This window comes from Acrocarpospora phusangensis (genome assembly GCF_016862995.1).
In the GTDB taxonomy this organism is placed as follows: Bacteria; Actinomycetota; Actinomycetes; order Streptosporangiales; family Streptosporangiaceae; genus Acrocarpospora; species Acrocarpospora phusangensis.
On record NZ_BOOA01000057.1, the window covers coordinates 35,185 to 56,611 of the forward strand.

At 68.8% G+C, this 21,427-nt stretch carries 23 protein-coding genes and 1 pseudogene; 4 read left to right on the forward strand and 20 right to left on the reverse strand.

The window, feature by feature from the left end; genetic code table 11:
* Positions 1 to 33: 33 nt before the first annotated feature.
* The 3 genes from tsf to Aph01nite_RS28975 form a co-directional block, all read right to left on the reverse strand.
* Entirely contained in the window at positions 34 to 867 is an 834-nt protein-coding gene (gene tsf / locus Aph01nite_RS28965) for a translation elongation factor Ts (protein WP_204044187.1), read from the reverse strand.
* Positions 868 to 962: 95 nt separating this feature from the next.
* On the reverse strand, positions 963 to 1,883 hold the full coding sequence (rpsB, locus tag Aph01nite_RS28970; protein ID WP_204044188.1) for a 30S ribosomal protein S2: 921 nt from the start codon (positions 1,881 to 1,883) through the stop codon (positions 963 to 965).
* 212 nt (positions 1,884 to 2,095) lie between these two features.
* On the reverse strand, positions 2,096 to 2,713 hold the full coding sequence (locus Aph01nite_RS28975; protein ID WP_204044189.1) for a helix-turn-helix domain-containing protein: 618 nt from the start codon (positions 2,711 to 2,713) through the stop codon (positions 2,096 to 2,098).
* Positions 2,714 to 2,783: 70 nt separating this feature from the next.
* Here Aph01nite_RS28975 and Aph01nite_RS28980 point away from each other — a divergent pair, with 70 nt between their 5' ends.
* The gene (locus Aph01nite_RS28980; RefSeq protein ID WP_204044190.1) at positions 2,784 to 4,058 is read left to right on the forward strand and encodes an MFS transporter; all 1,275 of its coding nucleotides are present in this window, start codon (positions 2,784 to 2,786) and stop codon (positions 4,056 to 4,058) included.
* Here Aph01nite_RS28980 and Aph01nite_RS28985 read toward each other — a convergent pair.
* Positions 3,991 to 5,346 carry a CoA transferase gene (locus Aph01nite_RS28985; protein WP_239162064.1) on the reverse strand — a complete coding sequence of 452 codons (1,356 nt, stop codon included), beginning with the start codon at positions 5,344 to 5,346 and terminating at the stop codon, positions 3,991 to 3,993. The two genes, Aph01nite_RS28980 and Aph01nite_RS28985, sit on opposite strands and share 68 nt — an antisense overlap.
* A 559-nt stretch (positions 5,347 to 5,905) precedes the next feature.
* Between Aph01nite_RS28985 and Aph01nite_RS42280 the strand changes: the two genes are divergently transcribed.
* Complete coding sequence (locus Aph01nite_RS42280; RefSeq protein ID WP_204044192.1) at positions 5,906 to 6,421, forward strand: M23 family metallopeptidase; 516 nt, start codon at positions 5,906 to 5,908, stop codon at positions 6,419 to 6,421.
* Between the two features lie 5 nt (positions 6,422 to 6,426).
* Positions 6,427 to 7,188 (forward strand): MerR family transcriptional regulator, encoded by a 762-nt coding sequence (locus Aph01nite_RS28995; protein WP_204044193.1) that lies wholly within the window; start codon positions 6,427 to 6,429, stop codon positions 7,186 to 7,188.
* A 428-nt stretch (positions 7,189 to 7,616) separates the two neighbouring features.
* On the opposite strand, the gene Aph01nite_RS29000 is transcribed toward Aph01nite_RS28995, so the two are convergent.
* The 5 genes from Aph01nite_RS29000 to Aph01nite_RS29020 all read right to left on the reverse strand — a co-directional run bounded on the left by Aph01nite_RS29000 (position 7,617) and on the right by Aph01nite_RS29020 (position 13,393).
* Complete coding sequence (locus tag Aph01nite_RS29000; RefSeq protein ID WP_239162065.1) at positions 7,617 to 8,156, reverse strand: nucleotidyltransferase domain-containing protein; 540 nt, start codon at positions 8,154 to 8,156, stop codon at positions 7,617 to 7,619.
* Positions 8,157 to 8,252: 96 nt separating this feature from the next.
* Entirely contained in the window at positions 8,253 to 9,164 is a 912-nt protein-coding gene (locus Aph01nite_RS29005; RefSeq protein ID WP_239162061.1) for a tyrosine recombinase XerC, read from the reverse strand.
* 665 nt (positions 9,165 to 9,829) lie between these two features.
* Positions 9,830 to 11,029, reverse strand: a complete 1,200-nt coding sequence (dprA, locus tag Aph01nite_RS29010) for a DNA-processing protein DprA (protein ID WP_239162062.1) — start codon at positions 11,027 to 11,029, stop codon at positions 9,830 to 9,832.
* A gap of 461 nt (positions 11,030 to 11,490) precedes the next feature.
* Positions 11,491 to 13,038 carry a YifB family Mg chelatase-like AAA ATPase gene (locus Aph01nite_RS29015; protein ID WP_204044195.1) on the reverse strand — a complete coding sequence of 516 codons (1,548 nt, stop codon included), beginning with the start codon at positions 13,036 to 13,038 and terminating at the stop codon, positions 11,491 to 11,493.
* 1 nt (position 13,039) lies between these two features.
* Positions 13,040 to 13,393 carry a YraN family protein gene (locus Aph01nite_RS29020; RefSeq protein ID WP_239162063.1) on the reverse strand — a complete coding sequence of 118 codons (354 nt, stop codon included), beginning with the start codon at positions 13,391 to 13,393 and terminating at the stop codon, positions 13,040 to 13,042.
* A 199-nt stretch (positions 13,394 to 13,592) separates the two neighbouring features.
* On the opposite strand from Aph01nite_RS29020, the gene Aph01nite_RS29025 reads away from it, so the two are divergent.
* The gene (locus Aph01nite_RS29025; protein WP_275419307.1) at positions 13,593 to 14,090 is read left to right on the forward strand and encodes a DUF4265 domain-containing protein; all 498 of its coding nucleotides are present in this window, start codon (positions 13,593 to 13,595) and stop codon (positions 14,088 to 14,090) included.
* A gap of 66 nt (positions 14,091 to 14,156) precedes the next feature.
* On the opposite strand, the gene Aph01nite_RS29030 is transcribed toward Aph01nite_RS29025, so the two are convergent.
* The 11 genes and pseudogenes from Aph01nite_RS29030 to Aph01nite_RS29080 all read right to left on the reverse strand — a co-directional run.
* The gene (locus Aph01nite_RS29030) at positions 14,157 to 14,480 is read right to left on the reverse strand and encodes a DUF2469 domain-containing protein (protein WP_030511723.1); all 324 of its coding nucleotides are present in this window, start codon (positions 14,478 to 14,480) and stop codon (positions 14,157 to 14,159) included.
* Positions 14,477 to 15,184: a ribonuclease HII gene (locus Aph01nite_RS29035; RefSeq protein WP_204044198.1), complete on the reverse strand. Its 708-nt coding sequence runs from the start codon at positions 15,182 to 15,184 to the stop codon at positions 14,477 to 14,479. The genes Aph01nite_RS29030 and Aph01nite_RS29035 overlap by 4 nt, the downstream gene beginning before the upstream one ends.
* Positions 15,185 to 15,206: 22 nt before the next feature.
* Positions 15,207 to 15,797: a signal peptidase I gene (gene lepB, locus Aph01nite_RS29040; RefSeq protein ID WP_204044199.1), complete on the reverse strand. Its 591-nt coding sequence runs from the start codon at positions 15,795 to 15,797 to the stop codon at positions 15,207 to 15,209.
* 10 nt (positions 15,798 to 15,807) lie between these two features.
* Positions 15,808 to 16,617: a signal peptidase I gene (lepB, locus tag Aph01nite_RS29045; protein WP_204044200.1), complete on the reverse strand. Its 810-nt coding sequence runs from the start codon at positions 16,615 to 16,617 to the stop codon at positions 15,808 to 15,810.
* Positions 16,618 to 16,845: 228 nt separating this feature from the next.
* Positions 16,846 to 17,211, reverse strand: coding sequence for a 50S ribosomal protein L19 (gene rplS / locus Aph01nite_RS29050; RefSeq protein ID WP_204044201.1), 366 nt, complete (start codon positions 17,209 to 17,211; stop codon positions 16,846 to 16,848).
* A gap of 215 nt (positions 17,212 to 17,426) precedes the next feature.
* Positions 17,427 to 18,197, reverse strand: coding sequence for a tRNA (guanosine(37)-N1)-methyltransferase TrmD (gene trmD / locus Aph01nite_RS29055; RefSeq protein WP_204044202.1), 771 nt, complete (start codon positions 18,195 to 18,197; stop codon positions 17,427 to 17,429).
* 1 nt (position 18,198) lies between these two features.
* The gene (gene rimM, locus Aph01nite_RS29060) at positions 18,199 to 18,711 is read right to left on the reverse strand and encodes a ribosome maturation factor RimM (RefSeq protein ID WP_204044203.1); all 513 of its coding nucleotides are present in this window, start codon (positions 18,709 to 18,711) and stop codon (positions 18,199 to 18,201) included.
* Between the two features lie 78 nt (positions 18,712 to 18,789).
* Positions 18,790 to 19,032, reverse strand: coding sequence for an RNA-binding protein (locus tag Aph01nite_RS29065; protein WP_204044204.1), 243 nt, complete (start codon positions 19,030 to 19,032; stop codon positions 18,790 to 18,792).
* Between the two features lies 1 nt (position 19,033).
* Positions 19,034 to 19,474 carry a 30S ribosomal protein S16 gene (gene rpsP, locus Aph01nite_RS29070; protein ID WP_204044205.1) on the reverse strand — a complete coding sequence of 147 codons (441 nt, stop codon included), beginning with the start codon at positions 19,472 to 19,474 and terminating at the stop codon, positions 19,034 to 19,036.
* 158 nt (positions 19,475 to 19,632) lie between these two features.
* Positions 19,633 to 21,147, reverse strand: a complete 1,515-nt coding sequence (gene ffh / locus Aph01nite_RS29075; RefSeq protein WP_204044206.1) for a signal recognition particle protein — start codon at positions 21,145 to 21,147, stop codon at positions 19,633 to 19,635.
* 63 nt (positions 21,148 to 21,210) lie between these two features.
* Positions 21,211 to 21,427, reverse strand: a pseudogene (locus Aph01nite_RS29080) (ATP-binding protein); the annotation flags it as partial.

Sequence of the window (21,427 nt, forward strand, 5' to 3'; positions counted from 1 at the left end):
CTCCTCAGGCGGTTCACGGGGTCTGCCCCAAGACTATGCCTGACCGACCTTGAAGCGGGTGAAGGCCAGCACCTTGACGCCCGCCTCGTCCGCGTACTTCTTGATGGTCTTCTTGTTGTCCTTCACGAACGCCTGCTCCAGCAGCGTGAAGTCCTTGTACCAGCTGTTGATGCGACCCTCGACGATCTTGCTGATCGCGGCCTCGGGCTTGCCCTCCTCGCGCGTCATCTCCTCGGCGAGCGCGCGCTCCTTCTCGATGACGTCGCCCGGGACCACGGTCGGGTCCAGGTACTTGGGCGCCATCGCGGCGGCGTGCTGGGCGATGTCCTTGGCGACCTCGGGGTTGGCCGAGTCCAGCTGGACGAGCACGCCGACGGCCGGGGGCAGCTGCGGGTCGGTCTTGTGCATGTAGACGCCGATGTAGCCGCCTTCGAGCACGGAGAACCGGCGGATCTCGATCTTCTCGCCGAGCGCCGCATTGGCCTCGTCCAGCTGCTCCTTGACCGTCTTGCCGCCGAACTCGGACTCGAGCAGTGTGGGCACGTCGGCCGGGCGGGTGGCCAGGATGTGCTCGACGATCTCGGCCGCGAGCTGCTGGAAGCGCTCGCCCTTGGCGACGAAGTCGGTCTCGCAGTTGAGCTCGAGCAGGGCCGCGGCGGAGTCACCGTCCTGCTTGACGGCGACCAGGCCGTTGGAGGCGGTACGGGCCTCGCGCTTGCCCACGTCCTTGGCGCCCTTGAGGCGCAGGAGCTCGACCGCGCGCTCGAAGTCGCCCTCGGACTCCTCCAGCGCCTTCTTGCAGTCCATCATGCCGGCGGCGGTCAGCTCACGGAGCCGCTTGACATCGGCCATGTTCACGGAAGCCATTGTCATTCCTCATGGGTTTTCGTCGTGGAGCGGGTGGGCGCCTCCTGTTCGGACGCGCCCACCCGGTGGAGCTTGCTGTGCCTGAACCGGTTCGGTCAGGCCTTCTCGTCGCCGTCCTCGGGGGCCGCCTCGGCCGCCTCGGCCGCTTCGGTCGCCTCGGCGACCTCGGGGGCGGCCTCGGGAACGGCCTCGGTCTCGGCCGGAGCCTCGGCGGCGGGGGCGGCCGGAGCGGCGGAGCCCTCCAGGAGCTCGCGCTCCCACTCGGCCAGCGGCTCGGCGGCGGCGACGCCGCTCGGCTTGTCGTCACCGCGGCCGGCGCCGGCGCGGGTCATCAGGCCGTCGGCGACCGCGTCCGCGATCACGCGGGTGAGCAGGCTGACGGCGCGGATCGCGTCGTCGTTGCCCGGGATCGGGTAGTCGACCTCGTCCGGGTCGCAGTTGGTGTCCAGGATCGCGACCACCGGGATGCCGAGCTTCTTGGCCTCGCTGATCCCGATGTGCTCCTTCTTGGTGTCCACCACCCAGACGGCGCTGGGAACCCGGGCCATGTCCCGGATGCCGCCGAGCGTGCGCTCCAGCTTCTCCTTCTCGCGGCGGCGCATGAGGAGCTCCTTCTTGGTGAGCCCCGACGCGGCCACGTTCTCGAAGTCGAGCTCCTCGAGCTCCTTCAGGCGCTGCAGCCGCTTGTGCACGGTGGAGAAGTTGGTGAGCATGCCACCCAGCCAGCGCTGGTTGACATACGGCATGCCGACGCGGGCCGCCTGCTCGGCGATGGACTCCTGCGCCTGCTTCTTGGTGCCGATGAACATGATCGTGCCGCCGTGCGCCACGGTCTCCTTGACGAAGTCGTACGCCCGGTCGATGAAGGCGAGGGACTTCTGCAGGTCGATGATGTAGATACCGTTGCGCTCGGTGAAGATGAACCGCTTCATCTTCGGGTTCCACCGGCGGGTCTGGTGTCCGAAGTGAACGCCGCTCTCAAGCAGCTGTCGCATGGTGACGACGGGGGTGGCCATTGAAATGGTCCTCCATGGTTCTCGGTTGGCCGCGGAGGCCTTTCGACCCCCGCCCTGACGCCCCGAACCGTTCCAGCCAGATGGACCGAGGGAACGGTTCGTGTGGTGGGCGTGCGAATTCGGCCCGCGTGCCGCAGGCCACCGAACAGTCTACCCGGATCCACACCGACAGTTGACCGGGGTCTTGACCTCTCCCCCGGGGCGAATCCCCGCTATTTACGCCTTCCGGCGCGCGGCGGGCGCGGGAACAACCGCAGGTGCGCTTCGGCGAGCCGCGCCCCCGTCGGCGCCTCATCCGGGTCCCGCGAGACCACCCGGTACGGATCGAGGATCTCGGAGATCCGGGCGGCGATCTCCCGGAGCTCGTCGGCGTCCGCCAGCAGGACGGTGTGGGTGAGCGTGGCCGCGGTCCGCCACTCCGACGACTCCCGCGCCGACTGGCCGAGATAGTCCGACAGCCGCGCCTGGGCGTCGGCCAGCACGGTCTCGATCACGGCGGACTGCGCGGCGAGCAGGTCGGGCGTGAGCTCGCCCTCGTCCGGGTCGCGCAGCACCCAGCCCCGCTGGAGCGCCCGCCAGACCCGCTCCCTGCCGTCGCCGCGCGCGGGGGCGTCCTCGACCATGCCGTGCTTGGCCAGCGTGCGCAGGTGATAGCTGCACGCGCTCGGCGAGAGGCCGGCGACCTCGGCGCACTCGGTCGCGGTGGCCGGGCCCTCGGCCTGCAACCGGGTCAGGATCGCCAGCCGGGCCGGGTGCGCCAGCGCGCGCAGGAGCCCGAGGTCGTCGGTGACGAGGCGATAACGCTCGGGGACCGGCTGCTCGGTGGTCATGGCGGTCTACCGTACCTCTCCCGAGATATGAAGGGTTGTTTTCACAGTTGTGAAAGGTTACCTTCATATCATGCTTCAGACCATTCCTCTGCGGAGACAACGGGACTATCGGCTGCTGTGGAGCGCGCGTGCGGTGACGGAGGCGGGGAGCGAGGTGTCGCGGCTGGCCGTACCGCTGACGGCCGTGACCATGCTCGGGGCCTCGCCCCTGCAGATGGGGTTCCTCACGGCGGCGGCCTCGCTGCCGTTCCTGCTCGTGGGGTTACCCGTAGGAGCGATAGCCGACCGGCTGGCGCGGCGGCGGCCGGTGCTGATCGGGTGCGAGCTCGTCGCCGGGACCGCCATCGCGACGGTTCCGCTCGCCTGGCTGGCCGGGTGGCTCAGCGTCACCTGGCTGATCACGGTGGCGCTCGTCGTCGGGACCTGCACCGTGGTGTTCCGAAACTTCAGCACGCCGTACCTGACCAGCGTGGTCGCCGAACATCAGCGCACCGCCGCGCTCGCGGGCTTCCAGTCCGTGCACGCCGTGGCTCAACTGGGCGGCCCCGGGCTGGCCGGCCTGCTCGTCGCCGTCCTGACGGCGCCGCTGGCCCTGTTCGTGGACGCGGTCTCGTTCCTGGCGTCGGCCGTGCTGCTGCGCTCGATCCGCGCGCGGGAGACCCACCGCCCGGCCGAGCCGCGCCCGCTCTCCCGGGAGATCGCGGACGGCGTCCGCACGCTCGTACGGCATCCGGTGCTGCGGGCGCTGACGCTGGCCGGCATGACGGTCAACCTGTTCGGGGCCGCGCAACTGGCGGTGTACGTGCTCTACGCGGTCACCGTGCTCGGGCTGCCCGGGTGGCTGGTCGGCGTCTCCACGGTCGGGTTCGGGCTGGGCGGGCTGCTCGGGGCCGTCGTCGCGCCCCGGCTGGATCGGCGGTTCGGCGGGAGCCGGGTGCTGCTGGGGTCGGTGCTGTTCTTCCCCGTCCCGTTCGTCGCGATGGCGTCGGCCGGGGGGCCGGTCTGGCTGGTGGCCGGGACGATCGTGGTGTCGGAGGTCGTGGTCGGGGTGGCCGTGGTGTGCTTCAGCGTGTGCTCGGCGGCGGCCACGTTGCGGGAGACGCCGGAGGGCTTCATCGGGCGGGTGAACGCGTCGATCAACTTCGCCACGCAGGGGGTGATGGCGTTGGGCGGTGTGCTTGGTGGAGTTGTGGGGGAGTTGTTCGGGCTTCGTCCGGCTATGTGGGTTTGTGCGGCGGGTGCCGTACTGACGATTCCTTGTCTGTGGTTGTCGCCGCTCACCAGGCAGGCGGGTGCTCGCCGCGCTGGGGAGGCGGGCTCGACCAGTACGGCTCCGCGCCCTTGATCGAACCAGGGGGACGGATGAAGGTGAGCTCGCCGAAGGCGCTGTCCATGGTGTCGAGGAGATCGTCAGCCCGGGGATCCGGTCCGGGCTCGCCTCGGCCGAGGTCGTCGAGCCAGCGGGCGGTTCTCGCCAGGGAGAGGCGGGCGTGCCAGGAGCCTCCCCGGCCGGCTCGGCGCAGCAGGCCCGCGACCGCCGCGAAGGCGGCCAGATAGCCGGTCGCGTGATCGAGCGCCTGGCAGGGCAGCGGCTGCGGCCGGGTTCCGTCGCCACCCTCATGGGCGATCCCGGACACCATCTGCACCAGACTGTCGAACCCGCGCCGTCCCGCCCACGGCCCTCGCACCCCGTATGCGGAAATATCCACCACGATGATCCCCGGTCTCACCCGGGCCAGCTCCTCCGCACCGAACCCCAGCGTCTCCAGGGCTCCCGGCCGGTACCCCCGGATGATCACGTCGGCCCTCGCGACCAGGTCCCACAGCTTCTCCGGGTCCGTCCGGAGATCGATGTGACACGACCGCTTCCCGAACGCGGTCTCCACCACCACGCCCGCGACCTCCGGCAGCTCCGCGCTCCCCACCCGCAGCACATCCGCCCCGTACGCGGCCAGCGCCCGCGCCGCCACCGGCCCCGCGATCACCCTGGTCAGATCCAGCACCCGAACCCCCGCCAGCGGCCTCCCCTCCGCCGGCGACTCACCCGAGCCGGCGCTTCCCCAGCCGGCGCTGGCCGATACCTGCGGCCCAAGCGGCACCAGCGATACCACCGGCTCCGCCGCGACGGCCTCGGCCTGCGGATGGCTACGCCACTCCTGCCGCGTCCGCATCGCCCCCGCGCATCCCCCCGCCCGCGTCACCTCCTCCTCCACCTCCAGCCTGGTACGACCCGCGCATACCCTGGCCACTTCCTCCCGCGACACCCGCCCGATCCCGAGCGCCCGCAACGCCGCGTCCCGGTGGTGATCGAAGTTGCAGTGCAGGCGTACCCACCCGTCGGCCGTCGCGTAGTCCCCCGACAACGACCCCCACAGGCTCAGCTCTTCACCGTTGATCCGGAAATACCGCTCACTACGAAAAGCCGCAGCGGCATGCCGAATATCCACCCCCACCTCGGCCCGCGCCCCCGTCCACCGCTCCCACAACGCCCCCCCCCCCGCCGTGAACACCCCCACACTGGCCCCCGCCAAAGCCCCGACCCTGAACCCCGTCGAATACACCTCTTCCGACCCCACCACCCGCAAAGCCGGCAACCCCACACCCACCTCCTGCCCCACCCCCTCAACCACCACCTCGATCAACGCCCCACCTCGCCCTACTCCCGACACGCCTCGGACCCGGCCCGCTGCCCCACCTTCGCCCCCACTCAATGCCCGCCCTTCGGCCACGCCCGATCCTCCACCTTCAGACCGGCCCGCTGTTCCACCCTCGGATCCACCCGGCACCCTGCTTCGCGCCCCAGCCGACGTCCCACCCTCAACCCGGCCAGATGTCCCACCTTGGACCTCGCCCCAGGCCCCGCCCTCGGCGACGCCAGGAGCACCGGCTTCGGCCCGGCCTGATGCTTCACCTTCAGCCGCATCAAAAGCGCCGCCTTCGGCCCGGCCCGATGCCTCACCCTGTGTGCAGCCCGATCTCCGGCCTTCGGCCGCGCCTGATACCCCACTTTCGGCCTTGCCAGGAGTCCCGCCTTGGGCCGCGGTGTCATCGGAGCCCGTCTCACCTGCGGTAAGTCCACCGTTGGTCATGTCCCACCCCGGTTATCCACAACTTTTGTCCACAGCCCACAGGGTTATCCCCAGAACGCCGCTCTAAAGCTTCTTTCCCTCCTCGGACGTACAGCCTTGCCCCATGCCCATCTGGACGCTGGTGCCCGCCCTTCTCACCCTCTGCTTTCAAGTGTCAGCCCTCGCACCGGACCGCCCCGAGGCCCCTCCCCGATGGACCTGGCCGCTGTCGAATCCGCAGCTCATTCGCGGCTTCGACCCGCCTCTCCACCGCTGGCTCGCCGGCCACCGGGGCATAGATCTCCGAGCCCACCAGGGGCAATCCGTCATGGCCGCGGGCACCGGCGTCGTGACCTTCGCCGGCGAGGTCGGCGGCTTCACCGCAGTCGCGATCACCCACCCCGGCGGCCTGCGCACGACCTATCTGCCCGTAGAACCCGCAGTCCGCCCAGGCCAGCCCATCTCCACCGCGACCCCCATCGGCAAGATCACCAGCCACCCGGTAACGCACTGCCCCACGACCTGCCTCCACTGGGGCCTCCTACGCGGCGACCACTACCTGAACCCGCTCCTTCTCCTGGGCCTCGGACAAGTCCGACTTCTCCCCTTGAACCCCACGCGACGTCAGGTCCTACCGTGAAGGACGTGACCGAGGCCGACAACGGACGCCGATGGAGCGTAGGCGAACTCGCACGGGCGACCGGACTGACCGTCCGCGCCCTGCACCACTACGACCAGATCGGCTTGCTCACCCCGCAACAACGAACCCTGTCCGGCCACCGCCGCTACACGGAACACGACCTGCGTCGCCTCTACCGGATCCGCGCCCTCAGCGCCCTGGGCCTGTCCCTGGACGAGATCGGTTCCCTCCTGGCCAGCCAGGACGACGAACTGACGGCCCTGCAGACCCTCCTGACCGCCCAGCTGGACGGCCTCAACACGCAGGCCGCCCGAATCAACGAACTACGCATCCGGATCGACGGCCTGCTCCAACGCATAGCCACCCGCCAGATGCCCGACCCCGACCAGTTCATGTCAACCCTGGAGTTGATCACCGTGTACGAGACCTACTTCACCCAGGAACAGCGCGACCAGCTCGCCGAACGCCGAGCCGCCCTCGGCCCCGAAGCCATCGAAGCCGCCAAACACGAATGGGCCTCCCTGGTCGAAGCCCTCCTCCCCCACGCCGAAGCCAACACCCCCGTCGACACCCCCGAAGTCGCCGACCTCATCGTCCGCTACCGAGCCCTCGGCGCCCGCTTCCACCCCCCAGCCGAACAGGGCGAACAGACCACCGCCGCCGCCAACCGCATGTGGCAGGAAAACTCCCAGGAACTCGCCTCCCGCCTCCCCTGGCCTCCCGACCGCATGATCGCCCTAATCAACTACATCGCCCAAGCCCACTGACCCCTCAACAACCCCAACCCTCCCTACCACCCAGCATCACTCGACGTCCGCCCCACACTCAGAGCGCCCATCGGAATGGGCCGGACGTCAGGGCTCGCCGTCGTCCGGCACGTTGACGCAGGTGGCCAGTTCGCAGCGGCCCCAAGATCGACCGGCCTCATTCTGCTTGGGCGTCTCAGGCCCGACATCCTCAATGCCTGCCCACACCTGGCTGGACGCTGCCCAATTCCGACCCGCACCAGGCCCAGCACGCTCAATGCTCGATCCCTGGATATCCGCCAGGGCTCAAGGGCACCCAATCGAATGGGCCGACTGGTTCTGGCACCGATCCGGCGAGGAACGTCACCTGCGTCGACGGCACCGGATGACGGCGAGACCCCGACGTCTAATCCGTGACCCTTCCCATGGGCGCTCTCATCAGGAATCGCTCAATGTCCGGCATTGGAGCTGTTGAGGGCGGCTTCTAGCCGAGCGATGTCCTCGATGTCCTTGGTACGACGCGGCCGCCCCGGGACCCAGATCGGCATCATTCGCTTGATCTCGATCTGGGCTCGTGGGTGAATGATGGCGCAACGCACGAGGCCGATAGCTCCTGTGGGGCCGTCGAGCATTCCAGTCGGCCAAGGCTCGCCTCTCCAAGGACCACCCGCGACTACGACCCGTCCGGTGTCGTCCGTGTCCAGTAGAGCGAAGCTGTTCTCCACGCCATCTTTGGCGAAATCGATCTGCTGCTCCGGCGGAGCCCCGGAAAGTCGCTCGTATCCACGGCCCTCCAACGCCGTACTCAACCGACCGGCATCACGGCTCCATATGAACCAGTCGACATCCAAATGTTCACGAGTGACCTCGCCCAGAAAGAAGTCCACCGCCCATCCACCACGAAGCCACACCTCGACACCAAGCTCCTGGGCAACCCCCACAACCTCGGCGATAACTTCCAACTGCCGACCAACTTGACCATCGAGCATGCCCAAACACCACCTTCTACACCGCTGCTACCGACTCATCAGAACCGTCCCACTCACGAAGGCCGCCCGTGCTCCGCCATCGGCCCAGTCACCGCGTTAGGCGCGGGGGTGGGCTTGGCGGTAGGCAGTGTGGAGGCGGTCGATGGAGACGTGGGTGTAGATCTGGGTGGTGCCGAGGGAGGCGTGGCCGAGGATTTCCTGGACGCTTCGGAGGTCGGCTCCGCCTTCGAGGAGGTGGGTGGCGGCGGTGTGGCGGAGGCCGTGAGGGCTTAGGTCGGTGGTGCCTGTTTCGGTGAGGCGGGTGTGGACGATGCGACGAACGGTGGTTTGGTCCAGGCGGCCGCCTCTGGTTCCGAGGAACAGTGCGGGGCCGGTGCCTTCTCGGATCAAGAGCGGGCGGCCGCGGATGCACCATGCGTCCAGCGCACGCAGTGCCGGCAGTCCGAACGGAACGACTCTTTCCTTCCTGCCCTTTCCTAGAACGCGCAACGTACGTCGGTCCCGGTCTACATCGTCCACATCGAGCCCGCACAGTTCGCTGACACGGATACCGGTGGCATAGAGCACTTCCAGAACCGCTTGATCCCGCAAGCCCTTCGGATCGTCAGGTGCCGGGACGTTCAACGCCGCGCGGGCTTCCTCCTGATCGAGTACCACAGGCAGGCTCCGTCCCCCCTTCGGCGAGCCCAGCAGCAATCCAGGATCATCGGCGAGCCATCCGCGCCGATGACAGAACGCCGTGAAAACGCGTGCGCAAGCGGCCCGCCTGGCCAACGTGGCCCTGGACTTCCCAGCCCCATGCTGATCGCCCAACCACTCCCGGAGCATCCCGATATCAAGCCCCGCGAGTCCGGCCCCAGCGTCCTCAAGATGACCGATCAGCGAGCCGACATCCCCCAGGTACGCGCGAACCGTGTGCGGCGACAAATCCCGTTCCACCCGCAGATGCCGCTCGAACTCCGCCAAGAGCCCTTCGACCGAAACAAGCCCTTCGACCGAAACCTCCATCGGACCCCATCCCCACAGCTCACAACGACCATCCCGCTGAACCCCCAGCATGTCCAGCGATCTGACTAGCCGCCAGTGTCCTGCTTTCGCGCCGTGATCCAACTGGGACGCAACAATCACGTCGTGGGCAGCCTGATCCCGGAGGAGCTGCTCAGGATCCTGACGGACAGTCACCGCAACGCGCCGCCAGCCTGCTCCGAGACTCGCTACTGCAGGACGTGCAGACCACGTCCATCGTGCGTTCATGCTCATCGTGCGTTCATGCTCATCGTGTAGACCAAGGCCGACATGCAACGACTTCGTGCAGACCAGTGCGGACATGTAGACCGCTTCGAACGTGCAGATCAGGTCTTTGGTACTGACGACGCTGTCAGCGGATGATCCCGCGGCCCACCCTGCTCGCCGTCCGGCTCCGCATGCTGTCCAGCGCTGTGCACCGAGGTAGCCGTTGGCGAGGACAACCGGAAGTCGCGGACGGGCCCTCAACCGCGCGTGGTCAAGCTCGCTCAGCGTCTCGGTTTTCGGGTGACGGAGGGATTGCGCCTGCTCGTATGCGTAAACGTGAAGGGCCGCGTTGCGGAAGTGGCCATGCGAGAACGCGAAGGGCTGGTCGGGTCGCGGGGGGAGGGGGGAGGCGGAGCGTGGAGGCCGTAAAGCGTTTGGGGTTAGTTCGGGGGGTTCGGTGAGGGGGGTTTGAGGCGCCAGCCGGTGGGGGTTTGGAGGATGTAGCCGGCGGATTCGAGGCCGCCCAGGCAGCTGAGGGTGGTGGTCAGGGGGAGGGCGGCGGCGCTGGCGATGGTGGCGGGGCCGGCGGGGGTGCGGGAGGGGACGGCGTCGAGGACGCGTTTGGTTTCTTCGTTGAGGTAGTCGCGGGGGTGGCTGGGGCCGCGGAGGACGGGGGCCAGGTCGTCGCCGATGGAACCGACGAGTTCGATGATCTCGGGGACGGAGGTGACGCAGGTGGCGCGGGCTTGGCGGATGAGGGTGTGGCAGCCGGCGGAGACGTCGGTGGTGATGGGGCCGGGGACGGCCATCAGCTGGCGGTTGAGGGCGGAGGCGTGCGAGGCGGTGTTGAGGGCGCCGCTTCGGAGAGCCGCCTGGACGATCACGGTTCCCCGGGAGAGGGCGGCGATGACGCGGTTTCTGACGAGGAAGCGCAGGCGGGTGGGCTGTACTCCTGGTGGTGACTCGCTGATCACCAGGCCTCGTTCGCGGACGGCGCGGAAGAGGTCGGCGTGGGCGGAGGGGTAGCTGACGTCGGTGCCGCAGGCCAGGACGACGATGGTCGGCGCGACGCCGGCGAGCGCGCCGCGGTGGGCGGCTCCGTCGATTCCGTACGCGCCGCCGCTGATCACTGACCAGGAGCGGTCACTGAGTCCGGCTGCGAGTTCCGCCGCCGCGTGTGTGCCGTAGGCGGTGGCCGCTCGTGCCCCGACGATGGAGACCGAACGAAGGCACGCGAAGCGCAGGTCCTCCTCGCCGTCCAGCCACAGGCCGTAGGGGCGGAGCCGCCCTAGATCATTGAGCTGGGACGGCCAGCCTGGGTCTCCGGGGATCAACAATCTGCCGGAGGCGAGGTCGTCTTCCGCCCGGCCCGTACATCCTGCGGCTCGGCCGGCCCATCCCGTTACCAGCTGGGCCAAGTTGAGCCTGCGCCGTTCCGCGTTGGCCGTCTCCTCCTCAACGCGGACGAACTCCGGCTCCAGCATTCCCTGGCGGACCTGCGCCAGCGCGCCCGCCGCTCCGTATTCCTCGATCAACCGGCCCATGACCGGATCGCCGGGCTCGACGATCCGCGTGATCTCCGCCCGCGCCAGCCGATCCGCGTCCCCCGCCGGATCGACCGCCCCCGGACCTCTCCCCACCTGGCCGGAACCCCCGAAAGCAGAGACCGACTCCTGAACCCCTCCGCTGGCACCGAAATGCCCAGCTGCCGCCCCGCCGAAATTGCGTCCCTCCGGACGGGACCCTTCACCGTCAATCCTGCTCGAAGCAGTCACCCCGCCACCCGCCCCGGAGGTCTGGTGACCCCCAACCGTCCGACGGGACCCTTCACCGTCAGGCCTGCTCGAAGCAGTGACCCCACCGCCCGCCCCGGAGGTCTGGTGACCCCGAACCGTCTGGTGGTCTTCTGTCGTTCGGCAGTCCACGGCTGGCTGTTGAACCACCGGCGTTCGGTGGCTTTCCGATGTGTGGGAGGGGGCGGGAGCGGACTGGCTCATGGAAGTTCCGCCGTTGGGGTCGAGGGGTGGATAGGTGAGGGGGCGCAGGGCTGGGGACCAGGTAGGTGTCCAGCCGGGATTCACGGGGTTTGGGATAGAGGGGGTCAAGATTCCTGTCCTGTCCACATGGTTAGGGCGGCGTTGACGTCGTCGACGCCGGGACGGTCTCGGGCGGAGAGATCGGAAATCGTCCAGGCGACGCGGAGGACCCGGTCGAGGCCCCGGGCACTGAGGGTGCCGACGTCGAGGGCTCGGGTGAGCGGCGTGAGGGCGGTTGAGGGGAGGCGGAGTTCGCGGTGGAGGACCGCGGAGGAGACTTCCGCGTTGTTGCGCCAAGGGGTGCCGGCGAGGCGTTTGGCGGCGCGTTCCCGGGCTTGGATGACGCGTTCGGAGACCGTGCTGCTCGGTTCCACGTGGGCGCGGTCGGCCATGAGTTCGGCGCGGCTGGGACGGGCGAGCCGGATCTTCACGTCCACGCGGTCGAGAAGAGGCCCGGAGAGGCGGGCCAGGTAGCGGCGGCGGTTGTTGGGGCTGCAGCCGCAGAATCGGCCTGCTTCGCCGCCCAAGCCGCAGGGACAGGGATTGGCCGCCAGGACGAGGGTGAATCGAGCCGGGAATGTGACCGTTCCGGCGGCCCTGGAGAGGGTGACCCTGCCGGATTCGAGGGGCTGGCGGAGGGAGTCGAGGACGCCACTGGCGAATTCGGGGGCTTCGTCCATGAAGAGCACACCCTGGTGGGCGAGGCTGACCGCGCCGGGGCGGATCAGGCCGGTGCCGCCGCCGATGACCGAGGCGACCGTGGCCGTGTGGTGCGGGGCCACGAAGGGAGGCCGGTAGAGCAGGGGGTGGCTGCCGGTGAGGTTGCCCGCGATCGAGTGGATGGCGGTCACTTCCAGGGCCTGGTCGCGATCCAGTACGGGCAGGATCGTGGGAAGCCGTTCGGCGAGCATGGTCTTGCCGGTTCCCGGCGAGCCGAGGAGCCAGAGGTTGTGACCACCGGCCGCGCAGATCTCCAGGGCCCACCGGCCGAGCGGCTGTCCGACGACCTCCATCAGGTCCAGGCCGGGGGACGACAGAGGGGCGGGCGCGTCGAAAGCGGCCTCAGCAAGCTCATCGACGCAGGGCAGCCGGTCAAGGTCTCCTTCGCGGAGCCAGTCCACGAGTTCGCGCAGGCTGGTCGCGGGTACGACGGTCAGCCCAGGCACCAGAGCCGCCTCACTGGCGTTGAGCGACGGCACGACGATCAGACGGGCTCCCGCCTGGGCGGCGGCCAGCGCGGCGGGGAGGACTCCCCGGATCGGCCTGATCTTTCCGTCCAGCCCGAGTTCGCCCAGGAAGAAGGGCTCCGCGACCCGGGACGGCGGGACGAGCCCCGCCGCGGCGAGGATCGCCATCGCGATGGCCACGTCGAAGATCGAGCCCCGCTTCGGAAGGCTGGCCGGGAACAGGCTGACCGTGACCCTGGCGTCCGGCCAGTCGAAGCGGCTGTTGAGCAGGGCGGATCGAACGCGGTCCCTGGATTCGCTGATGGCCATGTCGAGCAGCCCGATGAGATGGGTGCCGACCACGCCCCTGCCCACATCGGCTTCGATCTCGACGGTGTGGCCGGTGACGCCGAGCAGGGCGACACACCTCGTACGCGCGACGGGCATGTCAGACCAGCCCCCGCTCGTGCCGGATCGAGAAGTCGCCAGCGAAGCGCTCCAGGGCTATCACGTCCACCCGGATCGAGTCGAACCACTCGCCCTGCGCCGCGAGCCACCGCCCGGCGAGAGACCGCAGCCGCAGCACCTTCTCCTGGGTCACCGACTCCAGCGCGGTCCCGTGGCTCCTGCCGGACCGGGTCTTGACCTCCACCACCACCAGCACACGCCCGTCACGCGCCACGATGTCGATCTCACCGGCGCCGCAGCGCCAGTTGCGGGACAGCACCTCCATCCCCGCCGCCCGCAGAAAATCCACGGCGAGCCGCTCGCCGGTCTTACCGAGTTCGTCCTTCGCGGCCACGAGACCACCTCCGGCCCCGACCATCGCTCAAACCCGGCCCCCGCATGGCCCCGAAATCCCGCCCTGTGGATAACCCCCCACCTGTGGAAAAGCTCCGGCCCGCTCCGAAAAGGGCATACGGCCAGTCCCGATCTCCAGGGCACGAAGGGACGTATGCGCCATCCTGCGGCTGTGACCGCTTCTGACAGGCGCCCACCGGCTGGTCACGTACGAAGATCTCCCGCAGGACGGGGACGGCCGGCCGCCGGTCGGTACCGAGCGCGTATGGGCGATCTCCGTGGCAGAAGATCGGGCGAAGCTGGACAACATCCCCTGGTTCGCCCGCGGGGTCCCCTGGTTCGCCCGCGGGATCGCGATGGGAGACGTGGTACGCACCGAGACGGACGCCGACGGTGCCATCTGGGCGCGCGAGCCGCTGGAGCGGTCAGAGAACTACACCATCCGCGTGGTCCCGTCGGACGGCGGCAAAGATGGTCCGCAGGCCGTCCTCGATCTGTTCGCGCCGCTGGAAGCCGACGGCGAAGGACTCGAACAGTTCGGCCCGGGTGACGCTCAATGTCCCTTCCACCGCGAACCTCTCCGAGGTGCGGGCCCTACTGGTACGGGGACAGACCAACGGCCGATGGAATTACGAGGAGGGCTGTATTACCGAGGCCTGGCGGGCTATCGATTCCCACGGAATCCGCTGATGTCGTGAGCGCGACAGCCGTACAACCGATCTCCCAGGTCAAAGAGTCGGTCAACTTTCCGGATCCGGTGTTCGCTAGCTGGAGAAACCTTCCTTCGGCATTTCCAGGTCAGGCTTCGCCAGTTCCTCCACGTTCACATCCTTGAACGTGACAACCCGGACATTCTTCACAAATCGCGCCGGGCGATACATGTCCCACACCCACGCGTCCTGCATCTTGACGTCGAAGAAGACGTCCCCGTTCTCCGCGGTCCGCACGTCGAGGTCTACCGAGTTGGTCAGGTAGAAGCGACGCTCGGTCTCCACGACATACGTGAACAGGCCGACCACGTCGCGGTACTCGCGGTAGAGCTGCAGCTCCATTTCGGTCTCGTACTTTTCGAGATCCTCCGCGCTCATGCCGGTCCTCCTGTTCCACACCCCGTCTGGGCCCCTGACCCATTCTCCCGCATGTCCATACCCAGCCTGGTCCTCGCCACTGTCACGAACGAGAACCGATGATGCGGGCTGGGTCCGTGGGCCGCCAGGGCCCTGCGGTGCGATTGGGTCACATATCCCTTGTGCAAGGCGAAACCGTACTCCGGGAAGACGTCGTGGAGTTCGGTCATCATCTGGTCACGAGTCACCTTGGCCACGATCGAGGCGGCGGCCACGCAGGCGGCGACCTGGTCGCCCTTCCAGACCGCCAGGGACGGGGCGGGCAGGCCGGGGACGGGGAAGCCGTCGGTGAGGATGTAGCCGGGGACCAGGCCGAGGGCGGCGATCGCCCGGCGCATCCCGGCCACGTTGCTCTTGTGCAGGCCGCGGGCGTCCAGTTCACCGGGAGGGATGACCACCACGCTCACCGCGCGGGCGGTGGCCATGATCTTGCGGTGGAGCTCCTCCCGGCGGGCGGGGGTGAGCAGCTTGGAGTCGGCCAGGCCGTCGAGTTCGCGGCCGAGGACGACCGCGGCGACGACCAGCGGACCGGCGCACGCGCCGCGACCGGCCTCGTCCACGCCGGCGATGGGGGCGAGGCCACGCCGGGCGAGGGCCCGCTCGTATCCGTAGAGCCCCGAATCGCGACGTACGACGCTGGGACGGGGACGATAGGCAACTGTCATGACAGAAGCAGCGTACGCCCCATCAAGGGATCTTGGAGAACGTCTCCGGACGAGAGAAGAAAGCCAGCCGGTCGAACGGCCAGTACCGGGCGAAAGCCGTACCGATCACGTCGGATTCGGCGATGGTGCCGTGGAACTCGTCCTCCATGAAGGAACGGGAGTCCATCGAGTTCGTGCGGTGGTCGCCCATCAGCCAGAGGCGGCCCGCCGGCACCTTGACCTCGAAGGTCTTGCCGGGATAGTCGCCGGGGTAGAGGTAGTTGTCCTCTTCCTCGATGGGGGTCCCGTTGACGGTGATGCGCCGCTGCGGGTCACAGCACTTGATCGTGTCGCCGCCCTTGCCGATCACCCGCTTGATGGTGTCCTCGCCGTCCCAGCCCTTGAAGACGACGATGTCGCCGCGGTCGATGCCGCCCAGCTTGAACACCACGACCCGGTCGTTGACCAGGAGCGTGTTCTCCATCGACTCGGACGGGATGTAGAACGACTGCATCACGAACAGATGCACGAGAACGGCCACCAGGACGCCGCCCACCGTGAAAAGGATGGTTTCGCGGAGGGCGGAGCGTTTCTTCTTGGGGGCGGGGGGATCGGTCTCTTCAGCCACGGTCACCTGCGGTACGTTACCGCCTCACCCATATGCGGCGTCTAAGGGCCACCAGGGGGAAGGCCAGCGTGAAGCCGAGCAGGAGCGGCGCGGCCCCGGCGGCCGCCTGGGCGGCGTGCAGGGCCGGCTGGTCGAAGGTCTCGGGGATGGGCAGCACGGTGGCCCGGTCGAACGGCCAGACGATGACGAACGCGCGGCCGATGACCTGCTCGATCGGGATGGTGCCGCCGCCCGGGTCGCCGCCGTGGGCGCGGGAGTCGAGCGAGACCGCGCGGTGGTCGCCCATCACCCAGAGCCGGTCGTCGGGGACGACGATCTCGAAGTTGGAGATGGACGGCACATCGCCCGGGTAGAGGTACGCCTCCTCGTTGAGCGGGGTGCCGTTGACGGTGACGCGGCCCTTGGCGTCGCAGCACTTGACGGTGTCGCCGGGCACGCCGATGACGCGCTTGATGTAGTCCTTCTCGCCGGGGACGACGCCGAAGGCCGTGCCGACCCAGCGGAAGAAGCCCGCGATGGGGTTGCTGGGCTCCTCGTACTCGACCTCGCCGCCCCAGGAGTCGACGCCGGAGAACACCACCACGTCGCCGCGCTCGATGTCGCGGACCCGGTAGACGAGCTTGTTCACCAGCACCCGGTCGTTCTTCAGGAGGGTGTTCTCCATCGACTCCGATGGGATGTAGAACGCCTGGACCACGAAGGACTTGATGAGCAGCGCGAGCACCAGGGCGACGACCACCAGAACCGGCAGTTCCCGCCAGAACGAGCCTTTCTTCCCCTTGTCGCCCTTGGCGTTCTGCTGGGTGTCTTCCGCGACCACGTCCACCCCGTCCTGGTCAGGGCCGGCCGCCCGGCCCTGCTTCGCTAGTCACAAAACACGCGAGCCCGTGACCTCGCCTGGGCTCGCCTGCTGACGAGCCTAGATGATGCCCGTGTCACCGAGCGTTGCCGACGCGGCATCGTCTTGCCAAATGCGCTGCCGGCGCTTGGGGAACGTCCGCAAAATGACGAATAGCCCGTGCCGTAGCGGCACGGGCTGTTCATCGCTGCCGCCTTACTTCGCGGCGGGGAGCGCGTCGCGCTTCTCGCGGATACGAGCCGCCTTACCGCGCAGATCACGCATGTAGTACAGCTTGGCGCGGCGAACGTCGCCGCGGGTGACCAGGGTGATCTTCTCGATCACCGGGCTGTGCACCGGGAAGGTGCGCTCGACGCCGACGCCGTAGCTGATCTTGCGGACGGTGAAAGTCTCACGGTTGCCACCGCCCTGGCGGCGCAGGACGAAGCCCTTGAACACCTGGATTCGGGACCGGTTTCCTTCGACGACGCGGACGTGCACCTCAAGGGTGTCACCCGGGCGGAACGCCGGGACGTCCGTGCGGAGGGAAGCTTTCTCAAGCTCCTGGATCATCTGGTGCATGACAGCGGTTCCTCATCGAAGCGAGCACCCGGAGGTCCATCCGGCCGGCCACGGCGGACCGGCGTCGTGAGGGACGCGCGTGCTGAGCTGAATACGTCTCGGTGATCGGGCGCGATGCCCCGACCGTGCTGTGCCGACGTAGACATCAACGTAGGCAACAGCGACTAAGTTTGCCACATCTTCGGGTGCCAGGCGAAACGAGCCGTGGAACCGGCTCAGCCGAGATCCGGGTCCAGGTCCGCCAGCGCCCGCCGATCCGCCTTGTCCAGGTCCTGTACGGCCGTGAGCAGCTCGGGCCTCCGCTCGTACGTCCTGCGGAGCGCCTCGTCCCGCCGCCAGCGAGCGATCTTGCCGTGATGCCCGGACAGCAGGATCTCCGGCACCTCGCGCCCCCGCCACACCGGCGGCTTGGTGTAGACGGGCCCTTCCAGCAGGTTCTGCATCGGCCCCGGCGCGAAGGAGTCGTCCGTCACCGAGTTGGCGTTGCCGAGCACGCCGGGCAGCAGCCGGGCGACGGCCTCCACCATCACCAGCACCGCGGCCTCTCCCCCGGCCAGCACGTAGTCGCCGATGCTGACCTCGTCCACACGCAGGCGGGAGGCGTACTCGGCCATGACGCGGGAGTCGATGCCCTCGTAGCGGGCGGGGGCGAACAGCAGCCACGGCTCCGCGGCGTACTCCAGCGCGACCTGCTGGGTGAAGCGGCGGCCGCTGGGCGTGGGGACGACCAGCCGGGGGGTGATCGCGTCCGGCGGGGGTTCGGCGCAGACGCTGTCGATGGCCTCGCCCCAGACCTCCGGCTTCATGACCATGCCGGGCCCGCCGCCGTACGGCGTGTCGTCCACGGTGTGGTGCACGTCGTGGGCCCAGTCGCGGAGCTGGTGGAGGCGGATGTCGAGGATGCCGCGCTCGCGGGCCTTGCCCATCAGCGAGACCGACAGCGGCGCGAAGTACTCGGGGAAGATCGAGACGACGTCGATGCGCATGTCAGACGTCCAGGTCGAACAGACCGGGAGGCGCGGCGACGACCAGGAAGCCCTCGTCCAGGTCGATGTCGGGGACCAGGGCCTTCACGAACGGCACGTACGCGTCGTCGCGCCCGGCACGCCGTACCACCAGGAGGTCCTGGCCGTGGTGGAGGACGTCGGCGACCTCGCCGACGGGGACGCCGTCGGGGGTGCGGACGGCCAGGCCGATCAGCTGGTGGTCGTGGAACTCGTCGGGGTCCTCGGACGGCGGCAGGTCGGCGGAGTCGACGACCAGCAGCGTGTCCCTGAGGGATTCGGCGGCGTCGCGGCCGTCCACGCCGGCCAGGCGGAGCATCAGGATGCCCTTGTGCCAGCGCGCGCCCTCCACCACCAGCGGCCCGCGGCCCGCCGGGTCGGTGGCCAGCGCGGTGCCGGGGGCGAAACGCTGGTCGGGCGCGTCGGTGCAGACCTCCACGGTGACCTCACCGCGGACGCCGTGCGGACGCCCGATCCTGCCCACGACCAACTGCATGAATCCCCTATCCCTAGCTTGCCCCGGAAACAGGTCGGGGGACCCCATGGGGTCCCCCGATGTCGCGCGTGTGTGTGCTCAGCGGGCCTCGTTCAGGTCGACCAGGTCGACCCGGACGTACTTGCCGTCGGCGAGCGCGTTGATGACAGTGCGCAACGCCTTGGCCGTGCGGCCCCCGCGGCCGATGACCTTGCCGAGGTCCTCAGGATGAACCCGGACCTCAAGGACGCGCCCGGTACGGATTTTCCGCGCCCGAACCCGGACCTCGTCGGGATGTTCGACGATGCCCTTAACCAGGTGTTCGAGGGCCTCTTCCAGCACCTCAGGCCTGGGCTTCCGGCTCAGCCTCGGCGGGGGTCTCGGCCTTCGGCTCGGCCTTGCGGGCCTTGCGAGGCGTGGTGGCGGCGCCACCGGTGTCACCGGACAGCGTCTCCTTGGCGGCGGCCTCGTAGAGCGCGTGCCGGTCCGGACCGGCCTCGGCGACCAGGAGCGGAGCCGGCGCGGCCTCGCCCTTGAACTTCTGCCAGTCACCGGTCAGCTTGAAGATCTTCAGGACCGGGTCGGTCGGCTGCGCGCCGACGCCCAGCCAGTACTGCGCCCGCTCGGAGTCGACCCGGATGAGCGACGGGTTCTCCTTCGGGTGGTACAGGCCGATCTCCTCGATCGCGCGGCCGTCCCGCTTGGTGCGGCTGTCGGCGACGACGATGCGGTACTGCGGGTTGCGGATCATGCCGAGCCGCTTGAGCTTGATCTTGACTGCCACGGGTGTGGTCTCTCCTGCTTCAGCAAGTGGGTGAGCGGTGTCTCATCGAGTGGGGCACGACGTGTCTACCGCTCGAGGGACAGGCGCGACCGGCGGGGGTGAGAGGGCACCCGCCAAGTCACGATGTTCCAGCAACACATTCTGCCAGATGATCGGGCCTACTTCTGCCCAGGCAGCTTGAACTTGGACGGATCGAAACCCGGCGGAAGCTGCTGGCCGAGGTTGCCCAGCGCGCCGAGCCCGGGTTTGGGCGCCTCCGCGGCGGGTTTGGGCAGCCCGGCCTTGCGCGGGTCGCCGCTGACCCTGCGTCCCTTCTTGGGCTTGGCCGCCTTCTGCTGCCGCCGCCCGCCCGGCATGCCGGGGATGCCCATGCCCTGGGACATGCGCTTCATCATCTTCTGCGCCTCGAAGAAGCGGATGACCAGGTTGTTGACCTCGGTCACGGTCACGCCGGAACCGCGCGCGATACGCTCCCGGCGGGAACCCTTGATGATCTTCGGGTCGGTGCGCTCGCCGGGCGTCATCGAGCGGATGATGGCGGCGATCCGGTCCAGGTCCCGGTCGTCGACCTGGTTGAGCTGGTCCCGCATCTGCCCCATGCCGGGCATCATGCCGAGCAGGTTCTTGATCGGCCCCATCCTGCGGACCATCATCATCTGCTCGAGGAAGTCGTCCAGCGTGAAGCCGTCGCCGGAGGCCAGCTTGCCCGCCATCTTGGCGGCCTCGGCCTCGTCGAAGGTGCGCTGGGCCTGCTCGATCAAGGTGAGGATGTCACCCATGTCGAGGATGCGGCCCGCCATCCGGTCGGGGTGGAAGGCGTCGAAGTCCTCGAGCTTCTCGCCGGTGGAGGCGAACATGATCGGGCGGCCGGTGATGTGGCGGACCGACAGGGCCGCGCCGCCGCGGGCGTCGCCGTCCAGCTTGGTGAGCACGACGCCGTCGAAGCCCACGCCGTCCATGAACGCCTGCGCGGTGGTCACCGCGTCCTGGCCGATCATGGCGTCGACCACGAACAGGACCTCGTCGGGCTGGACCGCGTCGCGGATGTCGGCGGCCTGCCGCATCAGCTCCTGGTCGATGCCGAGACGGCCGGCGGTGTCGATGATGACGATGTCGTGCTGCTGGCGCTTGGCGTGCTCGATCGAGCGGCGGGCCACCTCGACCGGGTCACCCACGCCGTTGCCCGGCTCGGGCGCGAACACGGCCACCTGGGCCCGCTCGGCCATCACGGCCAGCTGCTGCACCGCGTTGGGCCGCTGCAGGTCGCAGGCCACCAGCAGCGGCACGTGGCCCTGCTCGCGCAGCCACTGGGCCAGCTTGCCGGCCAGCGTGGTCTTGCCCGCGCCCTGCAGACCGGCGAGCATCAGCACGGTCGGCGGGTTCTTGGCGTAGCGCAGGCGCCGGGTCTCGCCGCCGAGGATGCCGATCAGCTCGTCATTGACGATCTTGACGACCTGCTGGGCGGGGTTGAGGGCCTGGGACACCTCGGCGCCGCGGGCCCGTTCCTTGACATGGGCGACGAAGTCCTTGACCACCGGCAGCGCGACATCCGCTTCCAGCAGCGCGATGCGGATCTCACGGCAGGTCGCGTCGATGTCCGCGTCGGACAGTCTGCCCTTGGCGCGAAGCGAGGAGAAGACCGAAGTCAGCCGGTCGGAAAGCGTCTCGAACACGTGATTGGCCAGCCTAGAAGTCGTGGGTCAGGGGACTACCCCAGGATCCCCAGCCTATCCGCCTCACCAGCCGGGCGAGCCCACGCGCGTGGTGAGCGCGTGTTCCACCAGCGTGATGAGCGTGCTCTTGACCGACTCGCGGGCCCGGGCGTCGGTCCGCACCACGGGGATGTGCGGAGACAGGGAGAGGGCCTCCCTGACCTCCTCCTCGGCGTGGGCGTACATGCCGTTGAAGCCGTTGACGCCGACCACGAACGGCAGCTGCGCCTCCTCGAAGTAG